37 protein-coding genes are annotated in these 22,867 nt (G+C 49.5%); 35 read left to right on the plus strand and 2 right to left on the minus strand.

Annotation, left to right across the window (positions count from 1 at the left end):
* The first annotated feature begins 29 nt into the window (after positions 1-29).
* From P0078_RS23145 to P0078_RS23160, 4 genes are all read left to right on the plus strand, one after another.
* Positions 30-305 carry a hypothetical protein gene (locus tag P0078_RS23145; protein ID WP_282932218.1) on the plus strand — a complete coding sequence of 92 codons (276 nt, stop codon included), beginning with the start codon at positions 30-32 and terminating at the stop codon, positions 303-305.
* A 65-nt stretch (positions 306-370) separates the two neighbouring features.
* Positions 371-607 carry a hypothetical protein gene (locus P0078_RS23150; RefSeq protein ID WP_282932219.1) on the plus strand — a complete coding sequence of 79 codons (237 nt, stop codon included), beginning with the start codon at positions 371-373 and terminating at the stop codon, positions 605-607.
* 58 nt (positions 608-665) lie between these two features.
* Positions 666-881, plus strand: coding sequence for a hypothetical protein (locus P0078_RS23155; RefSeq protein WP_282932220.1), 216 nt, complete (start codon positions 666-668; stop codon positions 879-881).
* A complete protein-coding gene (locus tag P0078_RS23160; RefSeq protein ID WP_282932221.1) occupies positions 878-1,150 on the plus strand; it encodes a hypothetical protein in 273 nt (90 codons plus the stop codon). The genes P0078_RS23155 and P0078_RS23160 overlap by 4 nt, the downstream gene beginning before the upstream one ends.
* Here the strand turns inward: P0078_RS23160 and P0078_RS23165 are convergent, their stop codons facing one another.
* Positions 1,151-1,297: a hypothetical protein gene (locus P0078_RS23165; protein WP_282932222.1), complete on the minus strand. Its 147-nt coding sequence runs from the start codon at positions 1,295-1,297 to the stop codon at positions 1,151-1,153.
* 130 nt (positions 1,298-1,427) lie between these two features.
* On the opposite strand from P0078_RS23165, the gene P0078_RS23170 reads away from it, so the two are divergent.
* The 13 genes from P0078_RS23170 (at position 1,428) to P0078_RS23230 (ending at position 9,577) form a co-directional block, all read left to right on the plus strand.
* Positions 1,428-2,207 (plus strand): helix-turn-helix domain-containing protein, encoded by a 780-nt coding sequence (locus P0078_RS23170; protein WP_282932223.1) that lies wholly within the window; start codon positions 1,428-1,430, stop codon positions 2,205-2,207.
* A gap of 12 nt (positions 2,208-2,219) precedes the next feature.
* Positions 2,220-2,681, plus strand: coding sequence for a hypothetical protein (locus P0078_RS23175; protein WP_282932224.1), 462 nt, complete (start codon positions 2,220-2,222; stop codon positions 2,679-2,681).
* Positions 2,678-3,187, plus strand: a complete 510-nt coding sequence (locus P0078_RS23180) for a hypothetical protein (RefSeq protein ID WP_282932225.1) — start codon at positions 2,678-2,680, stop codon at positions 3,185-3,187. Before P0078_RS23175 ends, P0078_RS23180 begins: the two co-directional genes overlap by 4 nt.
* Before the next feature lie 113 nt (positions 3,188-3,300).
* Positions 3,301-3,531 (plus strand): hypothetical protein, encoded by a 231-nt coding sequence (locus tag P0078_RS23185; protein ID WP_282932226.1) that lies wholly within the window; start codon positions 3,301-3,303, stop codon positions 3,529-3,531.
* A 121-nt stretch (positions 3,532-3,652) separates the two neighbouring features.
* A complete protein-coding gene (locus P0078_RS23190) occupies positions 3,653-4,597 on the plus strand; it encodes a DNA cytosine methyltransferase (RefSeq protein ID WP_282932227.1) in 945 nt (314 codons plus the stop codon).
* Positions 4,590-5,039 carry a NinB/YbcN family protein gene (locus P0078_RS23195; protein WP_282932228.1) on the plus strand — a complete coding sequence of 150 codons (450 nt, stop codon included), beginning with the start codon at positions 4,590-4,592 and terminating at the stop codon, positions 5,037-5,039. The genes P0078_RS23190 and P0078_RS23195 overlap by 8 nt, the downstream gene beginning before the upstream one ends.
* Positions 5,036-5,323, plus strand: coding sequence for a nuclease domain-containing protein (locus P0078_RS23200; RefSeq protein ID WP_282932229.1), 288 nt, complete (start codon positions 5,036-5,038; stop codon positions 5,321-5,323). The genes P0078_RS23195 and P0078_RS23200 overlap by 4 nt, the downstream gene beginning before the upstream one ends.
* Positions 5,324-5,538: 215 nt before the next feature.
* The gene (locus P0078_RS23205; protein ID WP_282932230.1) at positions 5,539-6,174 is read left to right on the plus strand and encodes a hypothetical protein; all 636 of its coding nucleotides are present in this window, start codon (positions 5,539-5,541) and stop codon (positions 6,172-6,174) included.
* 94 nt (positions 6,175-6,268) lie between these two features.
* The gene (locus tag P0078_RS23210; RefSeq protein ID WP_282932231.1) at positions 6,269-7,858 is read left to right on the plus strand and encodes a hypothetical protein; all 1,590 of its coding nucleotides are present in this window, start codon (positions 6,269-6,271) and stop codon (positions 7,856-7,858) included.
* Between the two features lie 26 nt (positions 7,859-7,884).
* Positions 7,885-8,130 (plus strand): hypothetical protein, encoded by a 246-nt coding sequence (locus tag P0078_RS23215; RefSeq protein ID WP_282932232.1) that lies wholly within the window; start codon positions 7,885-7,887, stop codon positions 8,128-8,130.
* A 258-nt stretch (positions 8,131-8,388) separates the two neighbouring features.
* Positions 8,389-8,859 (plus strand): D-Ala-D-Ala carboxypeptidase family metallohydrolase, encoded by a 471-nt coding sequence (locus P0078_RS23220; protein WP_282932233.1) that lies wholly within the window; start codon positions 8,389-8,391, stop codon positions 8,857-8,859.
* Positions 8,859-9,317 (plus strand): 3TM-type holin, encoded by a 459-nt coding sequence (locus tag P0078_RS23225; protein WP_282932234.1) that lies wholly within the window; start codon positions 8,859-8,861, stop codon positions 9,315-9,317. Before P0078_RS23220 ends, P0078_RS23225 begins: the two co-directional genes overlap by 1 nt.
* Positions 9,314-9,577 (plus strand): hypothetical protein, encoded by a 264-nt coding sequence (locus P0078_RS23230; protein ID WP_282932235.1) that lies wholly within the window; start codon positions 9,314-9,316, stop codon positions 9,575-9,577. Before P0078_RS23225 ends, P0078_RS23230 begins: the two co-directional genes overlap by 4 nt.
* A gap of 5 nt (positions 9,578-9,582) precedes the next feature.
* On the opposite strand, the gene P0078_RS23235 is transcribed toward P0078_RS23230, so the two are convergent.
* Complete coding sequence (locus P0078_RS23235) at positions 9,583-9,798, minus strand: hypothetical protein (RefSeq protein WP_282932236.1); 216 nt, start codon at positions 9,796-9,798, stop codon at positions 9,583-9,585.
* 98 nt (positions 9,799-9,896) lie between these two features.
* Between P0078_RS23235 and P0078_RS23240 the strand changes: the two genes are divergently transcribed.
* The 18 genes from P0078_RS23240 (at position 9,897) to P0078_RS23320 (ending at position 22,867) form a co-directional block, all read left to right on the plus strand.
* Positions 9,897-10,214, plus strand: coding sequence for a hypothetical protein (locus P0078_RS23240; protein ID WP_282932237.1), 318 nt, complete (start codon positions 9,897-9,899; stop codon positions 10,212-10,214).
* A 102-nt stretch (positions 10,215-10,316) separates the two neighbouring features.
* Positions 10,317-11,639 (plus strand): terminase large subunit domain-containing protein, encoded by a 1,323-nt coding sequence (locus P0078_RS23245; protein ID WP_282932238.1) that lies wholly within the window; start codon positions 10,317-10,319, stop codon positions 11,637-11,639.
* A complete protein-coding gene (locus tag P0078_RS23250) occupies positions 11,639-13,060 on the plus strand; it encodes a DUF4055 domain-containing protein (protein WP_282932239.1) in 1,422 nt (473 codons plus the stop codon). Before P0078_RS23245 ends, P0078_RS23250 begins: the two co-directional genes overlap by 1 nt.
* Positions 13,053-14,120 carry a minor capsid protein gene (locus tag P0078_RS23255; protein WP_282932240.1) on the plus strand — a complete coding sequence of 356 codons (1,068 nt, stop codon included), beginning with the start codon at positions 13,053-13,055 and terminating at the stop codon, positions 14,118-14,120. Before P0078_RS23250 ends, P0078_RS23255 begins: the two co-directional genes overlap by 8 nt.
* Positions 14,117-14,365 carry a hypothetical protein gene (locus tag P0078_RS23260; protein WP_282932241.1) on the plus strand — a complete coding sequence of 83 codons (249 nt, stop codon included), beginning with the start codon at positions 14,117-14,119 and terminating at the stop codon, positions 14,363-14,365. The genes P0078_RS23255 and P0078_RS23260 overlap by 4 nt, the downstream gene beginning before the upstream one ends.
* Before the next feature lie 90 nt (positions 14,366-14,455).
* On the plus strand, positions 14,456-15,130 hold the full coding sequence (locus P0078_RS23265) for a hypothetical protein (RefSeq protein WP_282932242.1): 675 nt from the start codon (positions 14,456-14,458) through the stop codon (positions 15,128-15,130).
* 12 nt (positions 15,131-15,142) lie between these two features.
* Positions 15,143-16,108 (plus strand): major capsid protein, encoded by a 966-nt coding sequence (locus tag P0078_RS23270; protein ID WP_282932243.1) that lies wholly within the window; start codon positions 15,143-15,145, stop codon positions 16,106-16,108.
* A 46-nt stretch (positions 16,109-16,154) separates the two neighbouring features.
* Positions 16,155-16,295: a hypothetical protein gene (locus P0078_RS23275; protein WP_282932244.1), complete on the plus strand. Its 141-nt coding sequence runs from the start codon at positions 16,155-16,157 to the stop codon at positions 16,293-16,295.
* A gap of 8 nt (positions 16,296-16,303) precedes the next feature.
* A complete protein-coding gene (locus P0078_RS23280; RefSeq protein WP_282932245.1) occupies positions 16,304-16,822 on the plus strand; it encodes a DnaT-like ssDNA-binding protein in 519 nt (172 codons plus the stop codon).
* Between the two features lie 13 nt (positions 16,823-16,835).
* Complete coding sequence (locus P0078_RS23285) at positions 16,836-17,027, plus strand: hypothetical protein (protein ID WP_282932246.1); 192 nt, start codon at positions 16,836-16,838, stop codon at positions 17,025-17,027.
* 60 nt (positions 17,028-17,087) lie between these two features.
* Entirely contained in the window at positions 17,088-17,468 is a 381-nt protein-coding gene (locus P0078_RS23290; RefSeq protein ID WP_282932247.1) for a hypothetical protein, read from the plus strand.
* Positions 17,465-17,845, plus strand: a complete 381-nt coding sequence (locus P0078_RS23295) for a hypothetical protein (protein ID WP_282932248.1) — start codon at positions 17,465-17,467, stop codon at positions 17,843-17,845. Before P0078_RS23290 ends, P0078_RS23295 begins: the two co-directional genes overlap by 4 nt.
* A 3-nt stretch (positions 17,846-17,848) precedes the next feature.
* The gene (locus P0078_RS23300; RefSeq protein WP_282932249.1) at positions 17,849-18,253 is read left to right on the plus strand and encodes a phage tail terminator-like protein; all 405 of its coding nucleotides are present in this window, start codon (positions 17,849-17,851) and stop codon (positions 18,251-18,253) included.
* A gap of 10 nt (positions 18,254-18,263) precedes the next feature.
* Positions 18,264-19,175 (plus strand): phage tail tube protein, encoded by a 912-nt coding sequence (locus P0078_RS23305; RefSeq protein WP_282932250.1) that lies wholly within the window; start codon positions 18,264-18,266, stop codon positions 19,173-19,175.
* Positions 19,175-19,657, plus strand: coding sequence for a hypothetical protein (locus P0078_RS23310; RefSeq protein WP_282932251.1), 483 nt, complete (start codon positions 19,175-19,177; stop codon positions 19,655-19,657). Before P0078_RS23305 ends, P0078_RS23310 begins: the two co-directional genes overlap by 1 nt.
* A gap of 38 nt (positions 19,658-19,695) precedes the next feature.
* Positions 19,696-19,863, plus strand: coding sequence for a phage tail assembly chaperone (locus P0078_RS24820; RefSeq protein WP_444894744.1), 168 nt, complete (start codon positions 19,696-19,698; stop codon positions 19,861-19,863).
* Positions 19,853-22,477, plus strand: a complete 2,625-nt coding sequence (locus P0078_RS23315) for a tape measure protein (RefSeq protein WP_282932252.1) — start codon at positions 19,853-19,855, stop codon at positions 22,475-22,477. Before P0078_RS24820 ends, P0078_RS23315 begins: the two co-directional genes overlap by 11 nt.
* Positions 22,478-22,486: 9 nt before the next feature.
* Positions 22,487-22,867: a hypothetical protein gene (locus tag P0078_RS23320; protein ID WP_282932253.1), complete on the plus strand. Its 381-nt coding sequence runs from the start codon at positions 22,487-22,489 to the stop codon at positions 22,865-22,867.

The following is a 22,867-nucleotide window of genomic DNA, read 5'->3' on the forward strand; positions in this document are numbered from 1 at the left end:
TTAGTCTGCTATTGCAAAAGTTAGTCTCAATGACATACTCTATAGGTATGGATAAGCAGAAACGCATACAAAAGGCGAGGGCGAAGAGCCGTCTTGCCTCTCATGTAAGGGATTACTGGTACCGCAAGCGGAAGCAGTTAGCACTGCTATGCGCGGAAGCTGGCGAGCCCTGCGCAGCTTCATACCTGCACCAAGTGGCGAGCGGCCGAAGGAAGGCTAGGCCAGACCTCGCCAAGGTTATTGTTCAGGTTAGTGGAGATGAACTGACAGAGCAAGATGGTGCCGACTATTGCTATCTGCAATAAATCCAAGCAGCAGCCGAAGAGCTGACAACAATTTTTTTAACTTAAGGATGATTTAGGCAAGAACGATGGAAACCAATCTACGTAAGTGCAATGTCCGTGTGCCAATGCCGACATATGAGCAGCTGAAAAGCGTGTCGAATGAGTTGGATTTAGGGCACGAACAAATCCTGAGAATTCTGGTTAAAGGGGCGCTTCCGGTTTACACCGCGAAGACTCCTGAAGACCTCAAGAAAGCCCTTTCAGGCATGTTGATTTTATTCAAAGCAAGTGCAGTGCAGGGGGGCGGCAAGCTGAGGCTGTAGATGTGTCCATAAAAATTAAGAAGTAAATCTATTAAGAGCAAAAATTCAGGGGCAAATCATGGAAAAAAATCCTGTAAATGCGCTACCTCGCAATGAGTTGCGTAAAAAAATCCCTGCCCAGCAGCCGAAAAATTACGCGGAATTACAAGTTGGGAAATTAAAGCGTCAGGACATGGAGAGCCTGTGTGAAGAGGTAGTGAATGATTTCTACTGCCAAGAGAAACCCTTAGAGACTCCCGAAAACCTTATTGAGGAAATTGGAGGTGCTGTATGACTCAGGTGCTAAAGGAGTTGCTAGCAAGCCTCGTAAGAGTTGAGTGGGTCGATAGTGCGCAGCCATATTCTCAGTGGAGCCACATAGATGACCTGCCGCCATTAGAGATCGTGGAGTGTTGGACAGTAGGGTGGTTGGTGGCGGAGAGCAAGGATGTATTAATGCTGGCGCAAAGCCTTGGTGATGTTAATACAAGCAGCGCTCAGGCATCCGGTTTAATGCGAATACCTAGAGCGTGCGTAAAAAAAGTAACGGTAATCAAAGGGTGATTACTTACCGCGCTTTCCTTTTTTCTCATCCTGACTCAAGACTGAAGCTGCCAATTTTTTAGAGTCGGCCAGGGTGGGTTTCTTGTTACCTGAAAGGACTTTGGAAGCGAGGGTTGAGGTTTTATCACCGGATTGTTTCTTGGCCATGGGCCCCCCTAAGGTTTGATTGGTCGGTTCTTTGGGAATGCCAAAAAGTTATTAGGGTGAGAACAGCTAAATCAATGACCACACCACAAATAATGGCGCAATTTTGTACAAGTATTAAGGAGAAATTGCAGTGATTCGACGAGGCGCTCGCCCATCCACCAACTACCTCATAGTTGCCAATACGGTTGTGTGTGATCGCCGTATCTCATTCGCTGCCAGCGGCCTGCTGCTGCATCTTCTGTCGAAGCCTGATGACTGGGAGGTGTCAGCCGCAGCATTAGCCAGAGAGGCCCAAGAGGGGCGTGACCGCATATACAAGCTGCTGAACGAGCTAATTGACGCTGGTTACTGTGAGCGCATCGTAAGGCGCAGTGAGGGAGGGAAGATTCTCGGTACTGATTATGAGATTTCCGATACCCCTGGAGACTCCCAGGAACCCCTGGAGGAACCACTTCCTGAAAAACCGGATACGGTAAATCCAGATACGGTTTCACCGGATACGGTAAATCCGACACAACAAAGTAAAGAATATAACAAAGTAAATACTGAACTAAGTAACCAGTCTGAGAGTGCGCGAGAGCGCACCCCAGCAAGCGCTCGAAAACCGAAATCCCAAACCAAGCGTGGAACACGCCTTCCTGGCGATTGGACGCTCACCGAAGAATTCCACACGGAAGCGCAACGAATCCGCCCTGACCTGATTAACCGAATTCACGAAATCGCCGATGAGTTCAGAGATTACTGGGTAGCGCTATCGGGCCAGCGAGGCGTCAAGGTTGACTGGCTGGCTACGTGGCGCAATTGGCTAAGACGCGAAAGGTCTAGCGCTCCCAAATTCAAAACCGCAGCAGACCAGCGCTCAGAGCGTGCAGCGGCAACCTACGACTACGAACGCGCAACGAATTTCTAGGGGGAAATCACAGTGAAAAGTATATCCACCGTCCTCGGTCAGCCGCCAGAACTGAAACGCCCTATGGGCTCAGATGAATTGAGCCGAGAGCAACGGGATAGCGTGGCTTACTTTTTTCTGCGCCTCTCCCTACTGAATCGCGAGCAATACGACCGACAGTTCCCCGACGAGAAAACTGAGGCCCTGGCCAAGCGTGAATACGCCGCACACCTCAAGGATTTCACCCGGGAACAAATCGACGCAGGCATGGCCACCTACCACGAGAACCGCCAGGCCGGTGTTGAGGGTTTTCAGTTTCTGGATGCTGACCGCGCAATTGGCCTAATTCGGAACGGTGGGGTAGGTGAGGGTAATCCTGCTCGCATTCACAGGCTGTTCGAACCCCTGGCCCTGCCAAACAAAAACGCCCAAGAGCGAGCCCGCAAAAGCGGAGAAAGCGAACTGGCAAAAATGCGGGGGATGTTCGACCTATGAGCAAGAGCGCAGCAACAAATCACACTCATAGCAGTTTGGTATCAATGGCAGGAGCTTGGCTCAAAGGGAAGGCGAATTGCGGAGCAGTATTTACTGAGCTGGTCACCAATGTAGAGAGCGGTGAGCAACCGGATGCAATCGGATTTCGCGGTGGACGAATATCAATCCTCATTGAATGCAAGGCGACTCGTAGTGATTTTCTTGCCGATAAGAAGAAGCCATTTCGCAAGCGTCCAGAGTTAGGCATGGGAATGTATCGATTCTATCTCTGCCCACCGGGAGTGATTACTGAAAAGGATTTGCCGGAAAAATGGGGGCTTCTCTACGCTGTTAATCAGCGCTCAATTAAAAGGGTGTGCGGCGGTCCTGCGGGCAACGTATGGGAAGGATATAAGGATGAAAGCTTTTGGGAGCGAAATATTCACGCAGAGTGGGACCTCATGTACTCAGCTCTGCGCCGAATGTCACAAGCGAAAAGGTGCGAATCAAAGTGCCCTTCAAGATGAAGAAGAGGTTTTAGAGGGGGAATATATCCCTCGCGGAAAATCCACCAGTCAGCCAACACTGGCGGAAGAGCTGGAAGATACCAGTTGGTAAAACAAATCGAGAGGGAATTTACATGATTTACGCACCTACCAACCACGAAATAATTCGCAACACCGCCGCAGACCGAGAGGCAATCGCTCTGCAGACAAAAGAGTTTCTGGCGCGTGGCGGTTCAATCAAAAAAATACCTGCAGGACTATCAGGTTATGACCTGAAGTTTACGAAAGGTACTAACGGCCAACCGAGATATCGGGACGCCCGGTTAGTCAGTCGATTCCGGTTTGAGAATCTAAAGGCGGTGTAATCGATATGAATCGTAATGAGCCAACCCCAACCAAAACGGTTTTCTACCTGGAATTCTTTCTGTGGATGGTGGCGGTTGGCTCAGGTGTTTGGTTTTTGATTGGGCTGGAGTAGGGGGAGTCATGGCAGCTTATTACAACGAAATAGACCCGTTTGCTGCCCAGTGGTTGAGGGAATTAATTTCAGCCGGACACATAGCACCGGGCGAAGTGGATGAAAGGAGTATTGAGGATGTTCGAGCAGATGAGCTTGTTGGATTTACCCAATGTCATTTCTTCGCCGGAGTTGGAGTCTGGAGTTACGCACTCAGAAAAGCCGGTTGGCCGGATGACAAACCAGCTTGGACCGGAAGCTGCCCATGCCAATCTTTCAGCCAGGCAGGCAAAGGAAAGGGGTTTGCTGATGAGCGGCATCTGTGGCCCGCGTGGTTCCATCTCATTGAGCAGTGTCGACCTGGAGCAATCTTTGGCGAGCAGTCTTCAAGCAAGTCTGCGCTCGCTTGGCTCGACCTTGTACAAGCTGACCTGGAAGGAGCGAACTACACCAGCGGGGCGCTCGATTTGTGCGCTGCGGGCGTCGGTTCCCCGAATATCAGGCAGCGGCTCTACTTTGTTGCAGAAAACAGGTTGGGCAACTCCAGCTGCCCGGGACTGGAAAAGCGAATCGGCGAGCAAGGAATTCAATCAGAAAAGGTGGTCGCATTCCCGAGGAAAACCGTTGAGTGCACAAGTGACGTTAGCAGGATGGAGCACGCCAACTGCGAGTACTCCAGGAGGCACACCGGAAAGAGCTCTCGAGAGGAAAAAGGGAACATCGGCGGGACAGTCTGTAACAGCTCTTGCGCACCAAGTGCAGCTAATGTCCCCGGTCCGACTAACGGCTTCTGGAGAAATGCTGACTGGCTCGGATGCAGAGATGGAAAGTTCCGGCCAGTTGAACCCGGAACATTCCCGCTGGCTGATGGGGCTCCCGCCCGAGTGGGACGATTGCGCGGTTATGGCAATGCAATCAATGCGGAGTTAGCAGCTGCATTTATCCGTGCATACAGGGAGGCTGGCAATGCCTGAGCAGCACTTAATCCGAAATGAATTTGCCAGGTCTCAAATGATTGATTTTATCAAGGCATTGAAGCTGGACGGCAAGCCCTGGCTCTTTAAGTGGAATCGCCACAACCCCAACAGCTGGCCGATGAAGAAAACTTGGCGCATGTGGATGAGCGAAACAGCCGAATGGATGGCAGCGAGAGGTGCAACCATGCCTCTCTGTATGAAAGGCGGCAAGCCGTACGGGCAGCGCCCATTCAACGCTCAGGACGCGCATGAGTTGTTTGTGAGTCAGCACCTGGGGCTTGATGCAAACGGTAAGCGCTACAAGACCGCCAGCGGCGAGAAAGGCGAGATGCTTCGCATGATGGATATGCATTTGGCCTGGGCAACCGAGCGCGGCTTATTCCTGACCGTGCCGGGTGAGGGTGAATTCATGAAGCTGAAGCAGGGAGGAGAGCAATGAGCAAAATTCGCAAGTCTGCTAGAGGCGAAGATTGCACCTTAAGGTTATTCCCTCACTGTAACAGCAACCCTGAAACCGTAGTGCTCTGCCATCTGCCCAGCAATGCAGGTCTAGCCCGAAAGTCTCCTGACTGGTGGGGTGTATATGGCTGTAGCAATTGCCATGACGTTATTGATGGGCGGAGCAAGACGGACATCTCAAAGGCTGAGGTGGAGCGTAGCAAGTTGAGAGCGCTATACGAAACCCAAAGCAAGATGCGGGAAAAGGGATTGATAAAGGAGTAACCAATGCCTAGCTGGGGAAATACAGAACTAACTCGCAACCAGCAGAGCGCCTTGTTTGAGCCATCTCCGTGCGATGCGTGTAAGCAAAGGGAAAGGTGTGCAGTCGAAGAGCTCGCTTGTCGTGATTACCTACGCTGGCAAGACACGGGTAAGGTGAGGTATCGAGATAGAGAACCCACATCAAAGATATTCCGGAAAATCTTCAAGGTGAAGCAATGAATTTTCACTCAGCTCGACAGGCTTGGCATGATGCGTTCGATACAGCTACTCAGCAATCTGATTATGCGGCAATGCTCGGTGGGCAGACGGTGCGGAGTCGGGGGCCGAAGCATTACATTGATGAGATTCGGGATGAGAATGGAAAAGTTACTGCTCGATTGGCAGGTCAGACTGTTTATGCAACTGAAACCAGGGTGGGGAAGGGCAGTAACGGGCGAATAATGGATGCTTGTGAAAAGGGATTGGTGCAGCATGCTATTGCCAAGTTGAGAGAAACCGATGAGCTTGCCTACTGTTGGGGGATGGCAGCTTATGCTCCGCCGGGAAATCGATATAAGGAGCGGGCTTATCTTCTGAGTTACATGATGAAGCGGTTTTATGGTTGGGGCGAGCCTCATGACCCGTTGAAAGTTGGGCAGTTGGCCTTATTTTGTATTCACTCTTTTGCTTTGCGTGATGTAACTGGGAGGAGAATTGACCTTAGTCAAGCGCGACAGTTACTAAGGTGTAGTAAAAATCAGTGGGATCAAGATTGGCGTAGAGTTTGGGTGCGCCTATCGAGATTGCTGGATTTTGTTCCTGAGCGTGCATTGCTGCCAATTAGTCAGACTTTAAACAAATATCGGGGATAGCTGGCTGGATAATTTTTTAGTTTTTGATAGCAGTCTATTAGTTTAAGTGCCTTGTTGACGCCTCAAAATTACTTCATGATATCCTGCAATCTTTATGAAGACTGTGCTGATTTGGGGGTGTCTTTTGGAAGCTGTGACTGATTATATTTGTGAGCAAGAAGGGTGTGAGTCGAAAAAGGTGCAAGGGTATTCTGAGTGCGCCTTACACTGTAGCAAAAGTAGTTACTCAATTGATTTTAAATCAAGTTTGTTGAATAATTTTTATCAGTGCTTGTTTGATTATATCGTAGACTTCATTTACCGATCCGTTGAGTCGACTTCCAATGAGAATTCCTTTGAAATCTCTAAGAAGGACATACGCAAACACTTGGAGGGGAATCACCAGCGATCCCTAGGTTTTGTGATTGGTGAATTATTTGTCATCTTTGATAAAGTACAATTTCCTAGTAGAGATGATAGAGATTTATTCGATTATCAGAAGCTTTTATCAAGACTTGATGCAATTCATTTTCACCGCTGTAGTTTTTCCGGTAGTACTCTTAGTTTAGATAAGGTTAAGGTTTTTTATCAGGATTGCATATTTTCGAACAAGTGGGATATGTCACCTGCAGAGCTTTTGCCAAATGTAAATGGAGTTATATATCAGGATTGTATATTTGAGGGGAATGTGTATTTTTGGGGGGAGAGCAAAAGGGCGACTTGGTCTGAGAGTTATTTTTGTGATTGCAAATTTGAGAGAGAACTTGCCTTTGAGAATGTTTCCTTATCTGCGCCAATTTTTAAAAATTCTTATGAGGAGGAGCTTTCTGTAGGACGCTTAAGTTTTAAGGGTTGTGAAATTCACGCGCGATTTGATTTATGTAGCGCTAAAATTGGTTGCGTTTTTATTGTTGATACAAAGTTTCTTGACAAATTCAAGTTGATGAATTGTTTTGTTGAGAGGTTTTCTTTGAGCAGGGCAGATTTCGATAAAATTTTTGATGTTTATGCTACAAAGTTTGGTGTTTTTTCGTTTTCTAAAGCCGAGTGCAACGGTTTTGTTAACTTCGAAGATAGTGAGTTTGGTATTGGGTGTGTTAATAGTGATTGCGGAATAGCTAAGTTTGAGTATGCAACATTCACGAGCTTTGCTAATTTTAGGGGCGCAGCCTTTAATTTGGGATTGGATTTAGAGAGGGTAAACCTTGATGAGTCCCCAAATTTTTTAAATGTTTCTATAGAGTCAGCTGGTACAAATAGGGAAACTTTCAGAGTTATTAAAGACTCCTTTGATGGTATAGGTAACCATATTGAGGCTAATAAGTATTATGTATTGGAGATGAAGAAGTATAGGGAGGAGCTCTCACAAGAACCTCCCAGTCAAGAGAAGTTTATTTTTCATCTTAATTCATTAATTTCCGATTTTGGGAATAGTTACATTAGGCCAATTGGCTGGATAGTTGCCACTTCTATAGTTTTTTCATTGTTGGTGATGGGGTATGAGGCCAATGTTATATATAAGTGTTGGATCTTTAAGCCATACGTGTGGATATCTGGCCCATTGAATACGGTTGCATCTAACTTTTTACCCTTTAAGCGATTTTTAAAAGAAGGGATGGAGTTTGTTAGCTTGATTTTCTATATTCTTAATGCTGGCCTTGTATGGCAGACAATAGTTGCCTTGAAACGTCATTCAAGACGTTAAATAGTCCACGGGGTTTAAGTGCGCTAATGAAAAACAAAAAAGTTATATCTACGACAGAGCTTCAAGACCTTATTCAAAAGTGGATTTCAAGTGGTGCGGAGCTGGATGGGGATTGTAAAGCAGTTGAGATTGGTGAGCCACAATGGCACGAGCCTGATGGGCAAGGTAACAATTGGGATGTGCCTTCATTCTCAGGGGATGCTGCGTGTGAAGGGCTAGTAGCATCCATCATAAATAAATTTAAGGAGGACTATAATGTCATTGAACCTTAATTTATGTTTTATTATCGCATTCGATCGAGTGCAGTTTTATTAATTGTGAGTCCATTATATCAAAACCCTTGACTTTCTCTGTGTCAGAACTGTATAAAAACCCCATGCTGGGATAAATATGCAGATTCCTAGCGAAACGCCCTAAAGCCTGCTCAATGCGGGCTTTTTTGTGCCAGATTGTCAGAATGGCGTACAAACCCGCATAACTGTATACATATACAGTTGTATATATTGACAGTATTTGTGCCCAGGAGTAGTATGTTCACAGCTGCTTTGGTTTTCATGCAGCGACCATCCTTTCTTAAGCCGGCCCCCAAGCCGGTTTTTTTATGCCTGAAATTTGAGACTCCTATGTTCCAAAACGACTACTTCACAGAGTCGGAGTTGGCCTGTCGTTGTTGTGGCAAAAATCATTTCAAAGATGAAACGTTAAAGCGCCTGATTAGAGTTAGAGAGCGCTTCGGCAAGCCAATGATTATCAATTCTGGCTATCGCTGCCCGGCACATAACGCTCGGTTAAATGCCACCATGACACATACCACCGGGCAGGCTGTTGATGTTCAAGTGGCCTTGGGTCGAGCTTACCGGTTAATTCAAATCGCCCAAGAGGAAGGGTTCACCGGAATAGGGGTAAAGCAGAAGGGCCCAATAGGTAAGCGATTCCTTCACCTGGATGACCTTGAATCAATACCCGGGGAGCGCACCCGCCCTACAGTCTGGAGTTACTAATGGCTTTTGACCCGCTAACGGCAATTTTTGAAGCCGGAAAAATGGCCATCGAGCGTATATGGCCCGACCCAGTTAAGCGTGCAGAGGAAGTGCGCAAGCTGGAGGAACTCAAGCAAAAGGGCAGCTTGGCAGAGCTAAATGTTCAGGTGCAGTTACTTCTCGGGCAGCTGGAAGTCAACAAAGCCGAGGCTCAGCACAAAAGCATATTTGTCGCCGGTTGGCGCCCCTGGATTGGCTGGGTTGGAGGTTTGGCTCTCGCCTATCAGTTTGTTCTGTATCCATTGCTCTGTTGGGTTTGGGCTATCTGCAGCGCTAAGGGCTCGATACCGGCAGATATAACCCCACCACCTGTACTCGAAACCGGCGCTCTGTTCTCAATGATAACGGCCATGCTCGGTATAGGTGCCATGCGCTCATACGATAAAAACCGTGGTACTCAAACGGACAAGATTCGATGACTCAACAAGCAGAGCACTGGCACCTCAGCAAAAGCATCTCTATCACTCAGATAGCCAGCATCATACTTTTAGCGGCTGGCTTGTTTGCCTGGGGCTCAGATGTAGAAAAACGGGTAGGGGAGAACGCACAAGCAATTAAGCACGAATCAGCTATGCGTGCCCTAGAGCAAAAGCACATAGCTGAATTCAAAGACGAAATCAGAACACGTCTCCAGCGTATTGATAGCAAGCTGGAGCGGTTGATAGAGAGAGGGGAGTAGGAGGGTTACTCGCCACCACTTTCCATGGCTGCCTGTATTTGGTCAGCATACTTTGAAAGATTATCGAACTCATATGTCAGCTGATTTACATGTTGAGTTGCTGCACCTGCTCTTGCTCGAATTATTTCAAGAGCAACTGCAACGGCTTGCGCTCGCGCTTCTTTGGGGTCCTCGAAATATGCAGAGCTTGACATCCTGGCTGCAGAAATAAAATCGGTCATGACTAATTCCTTTATTGATGTTTCAAGTGGATAAGCTGAGGGCTGAATAGATAAATTAAACCCTATTGGCGCAAAACTCATTCACTTTGGGGATAGCAATGGCAAGGCGAACCAGCTACCGAGAAGAGTTTGCCGAGCAAGTCGAAAAGCTCTGCAAGCTTGGCCTTACAGATAAAGAGTTAGGCGAATTCTTCGAAGTAACCGAGCAAACAATCAACAATTGGAAGAATAAGCATCCCGAATTTTTTGAGTCCATAAAAAGGGGCAAAACTTTGGCCGATGCCAACGTGGTCGAAAGCCTCTTCCGAAGGGCCTGCGGCTACAGCCATGAAGCTGTAAAGATCATGCAGCACAACGGCAAGCCTATTGTCCAGGAATACACCGAACACTACCCCCAGACACTACAGCGTGTTTAGCCTGGCTTCACAACCGGCAAAGAGAAAAGTGGCAACGAAACCCTGACCCAGCCGGTGGCGGTGCCGACATACCACCGACAAAAGTCGTATTCGAGGTCAAGGATGCAAGAACGCGGGAGGGAAGTGAGAGCGGCACTTAATGTTCCGCAAAGTCAGTTTTTGAACCTGCCGCATAAGTACCGAGCTTACGTTGCAGGATTTGGGTCTGGGAAGACCTGGGTTGGCTGTTCAGGACAGCTGGCCCACTTCTACGAGCATCCCAAGATTAATCAGGGCTACTTTGCTCCAACCTATCCACTAATTAGGGATATTTACTACCCCACAATCGGCGAAGTTGCTGAGACTATGGGGCTGCGGGTTAAGGTCAAGCGAGGTGACCACGAAGTTGAGGTTTACAGCGGTAGTCGTTATCGAGGCTCTGTAATCTGCCGGTCGATAGATGACCCGGCTAATATTGTTGGATTTAAAATCGGCCATGCCTTGGTCGATGAGCTGGATTTGCTCGCTGAGAAGAAAGCAGAGCAGGCCTGGCGGAAAATCATGGCGCGTATGCGCTACAAGGTCCACGGTGTCAAAAATGGCATCGATGTAACGACCACTCCGGAAGGATTCAAGTTTGTCTACCGCCAGTTCGTAAAGGCGCTCCGGGATAAACCGAAACTTCGCGAGCGATACGGGTTAATCCAGGCCTCGACCTTCGATAATGAATCGAACCTGCCGGATGACTATATCGACTCGATGCTTGAGGCATATACGCCCGAGCTAATCCGGGCCTATCTCAATGGCCAGTTTGTAAACCTGCTGACCGGGACGGTTTATCACCAGTTCGACCGCAAGCTAAATCACTGCAATGACTCAGTGAATCCCGGTGAGCCCTTGTACATTGGTATGGATTTCAATGTTGGCAAGATGGCGGCAATCACTCATGTGAAGAGAGAAAGCAAGCCACGGGCCGTTGATGAAATTCTTGAGGGCTACGACACCCCGGACATGATTCGAAGAATCAAAGAGCGGTATTGGGAATACCGGGATGGGGACTACCGCAAGACTTGCGAGGTTCGCATTTACCCGGATGCCTCTGGTGATTCTCGCAAGTCTGTGAACGCCAGCACCACGGATTTAGCCTTGCTGAGAAATGCTGGGTTTTCGGTACACGCCCCGAAAGCCAATCCCCCGGTGAAAGACCGGGTCAATGCAATGAACGCGATGTTCTGCAATGCCAAGGGTGAGCGTCGATATCTCGTGAATACAGATAAGTGCCCGGGTTATTCCGATTGTCTCGAGCAGCAACCCTGGGCAGAAAATGGCGAGCCGGACAAAAGCGGCGGCCTCGACCATGCTCCAGACGCTGGTGGTTATTTTATCCATCACGATTACCCACTTATCAAACCAGCATTAACCATCAACATGGGAATGGCCTACTAATGGCAAATGACGTTACCTATCAGCGCGACGACTTCGCCAAGGCGCTGCCAGACTGGACTCTGGTTGATGATATCTGTGCGGGTGAGCGGGTTATTAAGGCTAAGGGCACTACCTACCTGCCCATGCCCAACCCAAAAGACCAGAGTGAAGCAAATAGAGCTCGCTATCAGCAGTACACAGACAGGGCAGTTTTCTATAACGCAACTGGCCGCACGTTGCAGGGCCTGGTTGGTGCCGTATTTCGCCGAGCGCCTACGGTAGATATCCCGGCAGGTCTGGAATACCTGACTTCAGATGCTAATGGCAATGGGGTAAGCATCTACCAGCAGTCTCAGTCTGTAGTTGCTGCGGTGCTTAAGTCTGGCCGGCGCGGTCTGCTGGTGGATTATCCAAAAACTGAAGGGCAAACCTCCAAGGCCGAACAGCAAGCCGGGCTAGTGCGTGCATCGATAGTGAGCTATCCCGCTAATCAGATTATCAATTGGCGGACCATCAAGGTTGGCGGTGTTCACCGGCTGGGGCTGGTTGTTATCCGTGAGAGCTATGAAGAAGTCACCTCAGATGGTTTTGGCATTGAAGAGAAAACTCAGTACCGCGCACTCAAGCTGATTGATGGTCGCTACACAGTGGAGATATGGCGCAGTGGCAACACTGGCACCTGGGTTATTCACGACACTTACACACCGTTAGATGGAGCAGGGAAGGCCTGGGACATTATCCCCTTTACCTTTGTCGGCGCTGAGAACAATGATTCGAGTATCGACCGGTCTCCATTGTTAGACCTGGCAAACCTTAACAAAGCTCATTACCGCAACTCAGCAGACTATGAGGATTCAGCGTTTTTCGTCGGTCAGGCCCAGCCTTGGATTTCTGGATTGACTGAGAACTGGCGTGACCATATGGAGAAGCAGGGCATTTATATTGGCTCCCGCTCGCCCATCCTGCTCCCCGATGGCGGTGCCTTTGGATTTGCTCAAGTTGAACCTAATACCCTGGTCAAAGAAGCAATGGACCAGAAAGAAAAGCAAATGGTCGCCTTGGGTGCTCGCTTGATTGAGCGCGGTTCAGCAGTAAAGACTGCCACTGAAGCCCAAGCCGAAAATGAATCAGAGCACTCGGTTTTGTCCTTGGTTGCCGAGAACGTCAGTGAGGCTTACACCCAGGCTATTCAATGGGTGGCCCAGTTCCAGAATGTACAGGCTGATACCGAGTACAAACTCAACCAGGACTTTGCTGAATCCAATCTTGATGCGCAGATGCTCACCGCTCTGGTGAATGCCTGGCAGTCTGGTCGCTTACCGAGTTCCGACCTGTGGGCGAACCTCCGCAAGCACGGCGTAATCAATGCCGAGAAGACTGATGAGGCAATTCGTGAAGAGCTGGATAGCGAGGAGCCTGAGCCAGGGTTAAACGATGAGTGAAGCCCTTGCTACCTCAAGCACTCGCCATGCTGTCTATCTGGAGCGATTAAAGTCTGGTGAGGTAAATCAGTTTGCGGCTTTCCTGCAGCAGATAGACCGCTCCATAAAGCAACGTCTTTCAAGCCACGATTTAACCGAGCTCTCCCGGGCAAGGCTGGAGCGACTACTTGCTGCAGTTGATACCGATCTATCCGAGATATTCAGAAAGTATTACGACCAGCTTGCTGGCCATTTGCTGGATTTGGCTGAGTATGAATCAGAGTTTGAAGCCCGAAACCTGCAGGCCGCGTTGATTGCTGGGGTAGAGACTGTAATTCCTGCACCGGCTCAGGTCCGTGCCGCCGTGCTTTCCACTCCACTTTCTGTGCGTGGTCCTGATGGTGGCCAGCTGATTGAGCCATTTATCAAGGACTGGACTAGCAGCGAGAGAAAGCGGGTTACTGGGGCAATTCGGCAGGGTTTCTTCGAGGGGCAAACAACCCTGCAGATTATCCGCAATGTGCGCGGAACCAAGGCGAATAAATACCGCGACGGGATTTTGGCGATAACCCGGCGCAACGCCGACGCGGTGGTTCGCACAGCAATAGCTCACACGGCTACTACCGCGCGAATGGAGACACTGCACAGCAATGCCGACTTACTGGAAGGTATGCGTTGGGTATCCACCCTGGATAGCCGCACGTCGCCGCAGTGCCGCAGCCTGGATAATGAGGTATTTCCCCTCGACAAGGGGCCACGGCCACCGGTTCATATCCGATGCCGCAGTACAGTTATTGCGGTTCTGAAGGAAAAGTACCGGGCACTAAGTGAGGGCGCTACACGGGCCAGTAAGGACGGCTATGTTGATGCTGGTCTGACTTATTACCAGTGGCTCAAGAAACAACCGTTGAGTTTTATACAAGATGCCATCGGCCCAACCCGGGCAAGGCTTCTTCTTGATGGTGGACTCTCTGCTGAGCGGTTTGCAGCGCTTAATCTGGGGCGGAATTTTAAGCCCTTGACCTTGGATGAGATGAAACAGAAAGAGCCAATTGCATTTAAGAAAGCGGGGATTCAATGAATATATCTATAAAGCCTATTGAGAAGTTCGCTGTAGAAGTTGACGGGGTTGCTATCGGAGAATTTGAGAAAGTTTCATCATGGGAGGGGTTTATCAAATTGCAAAATTCCAAGGGAATTATCATTGCTGCTGACAACTCCGCGTCCTCCATAAATATAACAGGAGGAATATTCGGTGATATTTTCGGTCTGAAGGCGAAAACACTTCAGGTCATAAAAGCTAGCGAAAACCTTATCCCAAGTTAAGCAGATTACTTATTTCCCTATAACAGGCTCGCTTCGGCGGGCCTTTTTTATATCTGCCGGAAATCCCGGCGAAATGTCTCAGGAGACACCATGCTGAAATACAGGCTCAAAACCCTGGAGGGTTTAGATGAGGCCGTCGCCGCGATGTATGAGAAGGACGGCGATGGATACAAGCTAAAGGTTGATGGTATCCCGCAAGGGGAGGGGGTGGCTGAATTAAAAGCACAAGTTGCCTCCTTGCTGGAGGAGAAAAAAGCTGAAGCCAAAAAGGCCAAGGATGCAGCAGAAGAGGCTGCTCGCAAGAGTGGGGATGTAGAAGCTCTTGATAACTCTTGGAAGGAAAAGCTAGCCAATCGTGAGACTGAACTGCAAGCGCAAATTGACGCCTTGAACGGCAGCATTACCACAATGACCGTGGATAACGTTGCTGTGTCCATGGCCAACGAGATAGCGGTTCAAGGGAGCGCCGATATCCTGGTTCCCCATATCAAGGCCCGCTTGGCTGCTGAGCAACGTGACGGTCAGTTCGTAACGGTGGTTAAAGATGGCCAAGGCAAGCCCTCAGCGGCAAGCCTGGACGATCTTAAAACTGAGTTTGCCAACAATCCCGCATTCGCCCCGGTGATTCTTGGTAGCAAAGCTTCTGGTGGTGGTGCTGGTGGAGGTGGCCAAGGTGGTGGCGGGGCTGCAACCGGAAACATGGGCGGCTCTCGTTCGGAGCGCACAGCGGCCATCTCGGCCAAATTCCCTGATTTAAACAGCTAAAGGTAAATAGCCATGCTTTCGCATATGGAAGTTTTTAATAAGTACATCATGCCTGCCACAATCGAAACATTGGCGGTAATGGTGCAGAAGTTTAACGCGGCCTCTAATGGGGCTATCCGATTGACCACGGAGGGGTTCGAGGGTGATTTCTTACAAGAGTCATTCTTTGCTGCCATTCACGGTGCACAGCGCCGGGTGAATCGATACGGGTCAAATGACGACCAGGCAGCAACCGACCTAACCCAGCTCAAGCGCAGTTCTGTAAAAGTGGCCGGTGGGTTTGGCCCTATCTTGTTTGAACCGGGCCAGATGACTTGGCTAAACAAGCCTACGGCTGAGGGTGTGGAGGTAGCGTCCCGTAACTTCGCCGAAGCGCTCATGCAGGACCAGCTTTTCACAGCAATTGCCGCACTTGTGGCAGCCATCGAAAACAACACCTCGGTGGTCAATGATGTGTCTGCAACTGCGGGTATAAGCTACACCGCTCTCAATAGTGCTCACGCTAAGTTTGGTGACCACTCCGGAAGTCTGATTGCCAATGTGATGACCGGGGAGGTAATGCACAAACTGATCGGCCAGAACCTTACCAATGCCACCCGTTTGTTCGAAGCCCAGAACGTCAATGTGGTGGATATCCTCGGTAAAGCAGTAATTGTCACCGATGCACCGGCACTCTTTGAGACGGGCAGCCCAAATAAACAAAAGGTATTGGGACTGGTGGATAGTGCTGCTGTAGTTCATGACGGCGGTGACCTGATTTCGAATATCCAGACCTCCAACGGTAAAGAGCGCATCGAAACCACTATGCAGGTCGACTACACCTTTGGGTTGGGCCTGAAGGGTTACACCTGGGATGAGGCCAATGGCGGTAAGTCCCCCACCGATGCGGACCTAGCTACCGGTGCCAATTGGGACAAGGTAATGACCTCAGATAAACACACTGCCGGCGTTATCGCGGTTGGTGATTCCACTAAGTAAATTATTGGCGGCTTTGGCCGCCAGTTCATGACAGGTAGGTGATAACATGTCCGCTAAAATTAAATACGTAAAACATCCCATCTCGCAGGAAGAGAAAAAGAAGTTGCGCGAACAAGGTTTTAAAATCGTTGATGCACGATTTGACCCTGAGCCTAAAAAGGCAGAAGCCCCTAAAGGCGATAAGTAGGCGACACCATGGCCCTGACAATAGAAGACGGCACCGGCTCTAATTTGAGTGCTAACAGCTATGCCAGCGCGCAAGACTTGCGCGACTATGCGGGTGCGCGCGGGGTAGACCTATCTGCATTATCAGATGCCGAGTGTGAGCCGCTTCTTATCAGGGCCATGGACTTTCTCGAAGGCAAGCGTGACCGATATAAGGGGTATATCTCAGTGCAGGGCCAGCCGCTTCAGTGGCCCCGAGCTGATGCCTGGGGAATCTCCTATCCGGATGCACTTTTCCCAAGTAATGAGATTCCGCGTGAGTTAGTGTATGCGCAGTTGGCCCTGGCAATTGAGGCGAGAGAAAACGATCTCCAACCTAACCGCTTGCCGACTGATAGCGGGCCGGTGACAAAAAAGCGTGTAGAAGGCGCGGTTGAGATAACTTATTCTGCACCTATTCAACAGCAGTTCACGCCTGCCTTTGCCAAGGTTGACGCTTTACTCGCTCCGCTGCTGAAAAATAGCGGGCTATTCCTAATTCGATCTTGACCGGAGGAATGTCATGGATGAAGAAATTCGTGAGTGTCTGAAGGCTGGGCGGCCGGTAACTTTCCTTAACACCAGCCAAGCCAATATTCAGAGGGCAGCGCACCAGCTTTCGAAGTGTACCCCAGAAATTGCGAGGTTGGCGGCTGATATTAGTAGTGCCTTTAAAGGGATTTCTATAGCAGCGTGCGGTATTAAATTCACTTGATTTCAATTTCTCGTTCAAACCCAAGACCCGCTTCGGCGGGTTTTTTTATGTGTGAAAATCATGACTGATTTTTATGCCGACATGGCGGCAACCGCCCTGGAGCTTATTGCTGAGTTTGGTTCTGAGCAAACTCTACACGATGTTATTCCGGGTGTTAGCGATCCGGTAACCGGGCAAAGCTCAGGTGATACCCCAATAGAGCAACCTGTCCAGGTGATTCTGCAGGATTACAACCTTAAAGAATCCGGGATGATGTATGCAGAAGGGCAGAGCATTCAGCGTGGCGATAAAAAATTGATCATTGCTGCGGCTGGGCTCGAATGGACTCCATCCCTCACTACTGAGGCTGAAATCAATGGCGTAAAGTGGCAGGTGGTCAATATCAAAGAAGCAAATCCAGCAGGGACTCCATTGGTCTACTTCTGTCAGGTGCGCAAATGAAATTCTCAGCGAGTTTAAAACAATTCAATGAGGACGCACTGGCTGAGGCTGATCGCTTATACCGGGCAACCAATATCGAGCTGTTTAATTCCGTTATCCGTGACACCCCGGTGGATACTGGCCGGGCTCGTGGTAATTGGCAGACGACTGTCGGTGCTCCCGCCCAAAGCTCAAGCTTACGGTTGGATCGGTCAGGCGCTGAGGCTCAGACCGAAGTGATTCAGAATGTTAGGGGGTTGGATAAAGTGAATTATTTAATTAATAACCTGCCGTATATCCAACCTCTTGAGTACGGTCATTCTAAGCAGGCTCCGGCGGGCATGGTTCGCCGCAACGTCCTTCGTATTAAATCGATCATCCGACGAACAATCAGATAATCCATGTACAGCAAAATTTATTCGGCCCTGGTGCAGCACTATGTATCGGGCGGGTTCGGCTTGCCTACTGGTTATGAGAATGACGGGTTTGAACCGAGTGTAGGTACGCCATATGCGACAGTGTACAACCTACCCGCAGATAGCAGTCAGGACACTATCGGCGAAATCGGTAGGGATGAGCGGATAGGAATATTTCAGGTCAGTATTTTTTATCCGGTTGGCGAAGGGCGAGGAGATGCTCTAACTATGGCCGACCAAATTCTCACGCACTTCAAGGCCGGCTCAACTCCTGAGTACTCAAGCCAAATCGTAACAATTCAGTCTTCAACCATCTCTCCCGGCAGGGTGGTAGATGGCTGGTATCAAATTGATATAAGCGCGGCCTGGTCCGCAACCACTCTACGTTAGGAGCATACAAATGGCAGACGGCAGCCAACACTCGATGGCCTACGTGGCTGAGTCCACCTATGGCGTTACTCCGGCCACTCCCACATTTAAAGCGATTCGAAACAAGGGAACAACTCTGGCTCTAACTAAAGAAGGCTCTGCAGATGAAGAGCTTCGTGATGATCGCCAAATCACTGACTATCGCCATATGAATAGGAGCGTTGGTGGCGATATCACTATCAACCTTTCTTATGGCTCCTTCGATGACTTCCTTGAAGCGGCAGCCATGGGCACTTGGGATACCGACAAGTTGGTCGTTGGCAAGACCCGGCGCAGTTTTACTATTGAGCGGAAGTTCGGGGATATTTCTGATAAGCCATATCACCGCTATACGGGCTGCGAGATTAACACTCTGAACCTCACGGTGGCCCCAGGAACACGAGTAAGCGGCAGCTTTGGTGTCATTGGTAAGGATATGTCTCCAGAAGCGGCTGCTTTGTCAGGTTCCACCTATGGGAATGCGACAACTACTCAAGTTTTTGACTCGTTCAAAGGTGTTATCAAGGAGGGTGCAGCCAGTCTGGCGGTAGTGACCGAATTAACCCTCACATTGGATAATGGTCTTGAGTCGCGTTATGTCGTTGGTAGTGATAGCACTATTCAGCCGGGGGCTAAGCGCTCAAATGTCACTGGCCAGCTTTCAGCCTACTTTGAAAATTCCACGCTTCTTGAGAAATTCTTGAATGAGCAAGACTCAAGCCTGGAGTTTAGCTTGGTTGATGCTGCTGGTAATGCTTACGTCTTCACTCTTCCAAAAATCAAATATACCGGCGGCCAAGTCGATGTTTCCGGCGAGGGAGCAATTATATTGCCTCTGCCTTTCCAGGCGGTGTATGACGAAACCGAAGATACAAACCTAAGTATTGAGAGGGTAGCAGCCTAATGAAAGCTAGTGATTTTTATACGCGGGAAAAGGGTAATAAAGGGGTGAAATTCCCCCTTTATACTCCTGAAGGTAAGGCTACGAAGCACTACCTGGAAATCCTGAGTGTCGACTCTGATGCGTTCCAAATGGCTCAGTCAGAACTGCAGCGGGATTTAGCTGCGGCCAACCTGGAGAAGGATAAATTGGCACGTTTCGAGTTGGTTCGCGAAGCTAAAAATAAAGCAGCTGCAGCACTGGTTGTTGGGTGGTCCCTGGAAGACGAGTTTACGGATTCAGCATTGAAGGAGCTACTGTTGGAGGCGCCGCAATTACTCGACCAAATCGACCGGGCTTCTAGTAACCGTGCGCTTTTTTTCGTCAGCGACAGCAAGCCTTCATCGACTGGGCTTGCTGTCAGTTCAAGCTCGACAAAGTCCCGAAAGGGTGCAAAGAAACGCTCCGCCAGCAGCTCCAGCAAGTCCAAGAAACAACCGGTATAACTCCATCGGAACTTAAAACTGAACAGCCTCCAGACGGGCTGAGTTATCTCTTTCATTACTACCGCGAGATTCGCGGAACCGAACCCCTCACTTTCACCGAGATCCAGAACTGGAGCCAGCTTGCGCGCCGCAATGTGTCTGCGTGGGAAGTCTCCGTGATTCGTGCGCTCGATATTAATTTCTGGGCTATTCAAAATGCCGATTGATCAAATTGCTCGCTTGGGTATCCGTGTGGAGGCCGAGGGGCCGGACGCTGCCCGGCGAAAGCTGGATGCTATGGAGCGCTCTGGCGCAAAGGCTGAGCGGACTATGGAGAGCCTTGGGCGCAGTAGTGACGAGGCTAGTGGTCGTATTCAAACTATGGCCACGAGTAGCAACTTATTAGCCGGTGCCCTCACGGCTCTAGGTGCCGCCCTGTCCATCCGGGAGATTGTTCAGTACACCGATACCTGGACCAATCTTACCAACCGGTTAAGGCTGGTGACGGATACCACTCAGGAGTTGGCAGATGTTCAGCAAAGTCTAGTTGAAATTGCATTTGAAACCCGTGGCTCCCTGGATTCAACCGCTGTCCTGTACCAGCGCCTAGCGCAATCGGCGGGCGAGCTATTTGATGGCCAGGAAGACATTCTTGCGGTTACCAAAACCATTAGCCAAGCCATGCTTGTATCTGGAGCCTCAGCACAAGAAAGCGCTGGAGCTTTACGTCAGCTGGCGCAGGGCCTTGCTTCTGGGGTTCTCCGTGGGGATGAGTTCAACTCGGTGATGGAGAACGCCCCAAGGTTACAGCAAGCCTTGATAGATCACCTCAACCTAACCAGTGATGCTGCGGGCTCTGCTGCAGGTAAATTGAGGGATATGGCCGGGGAGGGTGAGTTAAGTGCAAAGACCTTGGTAGAGGCGTTCCAGGCTGCGGCTACTGATATAGATGCTGAGGCATCAAAACTCAGTACATCAATGGGGCAAAGCCTAGTGCAGTTGAATTCAGGTATCACCGCTACGATTGGTCAGCTAGATGGCGTGTCTGGTGCATCTGAGTCTGTTGCCGGTTCAATATCTAGCCTCGCACAGGTGCTCATTGATTTTTCAACCGATGCTGAAGCAGTGCGTGATGTTGCTGGCGGCATGGAGTTCGCGCTTACCGCAGTTGCGGCAATCCTAGCTGGAAAATTTGCTGGTGCCATCAGTAAGCAAATTGTTCAGATGGGCCTGCTAAATGCAGCCACCTATAAAGCTACAGTTCAAACCAATTCATTAGGTCAGGTAATTAGCAGGACTACGGTTGCGACCCGTGCGGCGACCGTTGCAGCTACAGGGCTACGCACTGCCTTTGCCTTCCTTGGTGGTCCTGTTGGGGTTATCGCATTAGCGGTGACCTCTTTAATTGCCTGGAATGCTGCGCAGCCGACAACAGAAGAGAAAGCCGAAAGCCTCAAGGGGAAAATAGATGAGCTAGCTGAAAGCTGGCATGGACTTACCGAAGCCCAGAGAATTAACCGGGAGGAGGATGTTCTAGCCAAGCGCGACGATATCAAAAAAGAGCTAGGAGAACTGACGAAAGCGCGTGACCTCCTGAGGGATGGAGGAGCCAAGCCAGGCACACGCTTTGGTTTCCAAGCCCCTTTAGGTAGCCAAGACTCACGAGTGAAAGACCTTACTGACGAGATTGATTCGCTAAATCAAGAATTGATTAATGTCGATCGAAGGATAGCGGAGCTTGGTAAACCAAAATCACTCACTGATGGTGGTGAGCCGCTATCCCTAGAGCCCGTCAGTGAGCGGCCCGGTTTAAGTTCTGTCAGTGTCCAAGACGATCTCCCAGCCCTTGAGCGAGCCCTACAAGAGCAGTTTGAGCGCACAGCACAGAGCCGTCTGGATACTGTCGAGAACCTACGCCAAAGCCTGCTTACAGAAGAGGAGGCTGTAGCCGATAGCTACCGTCGTCGCAATCGAATCATTGAAGAAAATGTTCAAGACCCTGCAAAGCGCGAGGAGTTACTGCAGAGAAATCGAGACCAATTTAATGAAGAGATTGATGCTCGCCTTCAGGGGTTGAGAGAGTCTTGGCTGAGTGAAAGAGAGATCTTACTTCTTCGCCAAGATGAAGAGATGGAAATCCTTGACCAAGGATACCTCTCCAAGCGGGAAACTCTGGTTGAACACCTGGAGGCAGTTCGCGCAACTGAAGAAGAGTCTCGCCAAGCAAGTCTAGCTCTGGAGGGTGAGTACCAGAGAAACCTGACCGCTTTGGAAGCGAAGCACGCAAAGCAGCGAGAAAAGTTAGATCAAGCCAGCAATCAGAGTCGCTGGAAATCCCTCTCCAGTGCTTTCGATATGATGCTTGGAGTTTCGGCTTCTAGCAGTAAAAAGCTGTTCAAAATTCAGAAGTCTCTGAGTCTTGCCAAGGCTGTTGCCACTTTACCTTCAGCCATTATCGAATCTTATAACAACTCTGGCGGTTACCCTTGGGGTATTCCTGCGGCTATCGCTATGGCGGCAGCAGGCGCAGCACAAATATCACAGATTCAAAGCGCCAGCTTTTCAAGTGGTAGCGTTTCTGTTGGTAGTGTCGCTGGTGGAGCTACCACCTCTACGTCTGCTGGCGGTCTTACTTCACCAGCTACACCACTGGCCGCAAATGACTCGATCTCAACTGACAGTGAACAACAGGCTGGAACGCAAGTAATTTTTCAAATTGCGGGCGATGTAAATGGTGATAACGCCGAACGAGTTCTAGAGCAAATCGAAGAAATGATTAATGAGCAGGATGTTGTGTTTATTAATCCCAATTCCCGCCAGGCGCAAGAGCTAGCAAGCTAATAAAAAATCATGCCGAGTATTAACTACACCCCAACGAGGGACCTGGTGGACAGCTCCCCCGGGTTTATTTCTTTTGCCGTTACTAAATGCGATCGGACCCCTGAATCTGTAGGTAAGGAGCACACGGCACTGTCAGGAAATACTGAGAGCGTTCTTTATCGGCGAGATATTGAATGGCAATTAACTGTATCCCCATTTACTGAAGAGCAGCTGCAATATTGGCGTGAGTTTGAAGCGAGCTGCACTAACGGCGAAACCTTTGAGTTGGATACCTCGGATATTCCAGGAGGGAAAGTCAGCTCTATATTTCGACTCAAGCGAAAATCATTCCGTGAAATGCGGTATGGAGCATATGAGTTCTACGTGTCATTTACAGCGATAGAGATCTAA

This window comes from Microbulbifer sp. VAAF005 (genome assembly GCF_030012985.1).
Lineage (GTDB): Bacteria > Pseudomonadota > Gammaproteobacteria > Pseudomonadales > Cellvibrionaceae > Microbulbifer.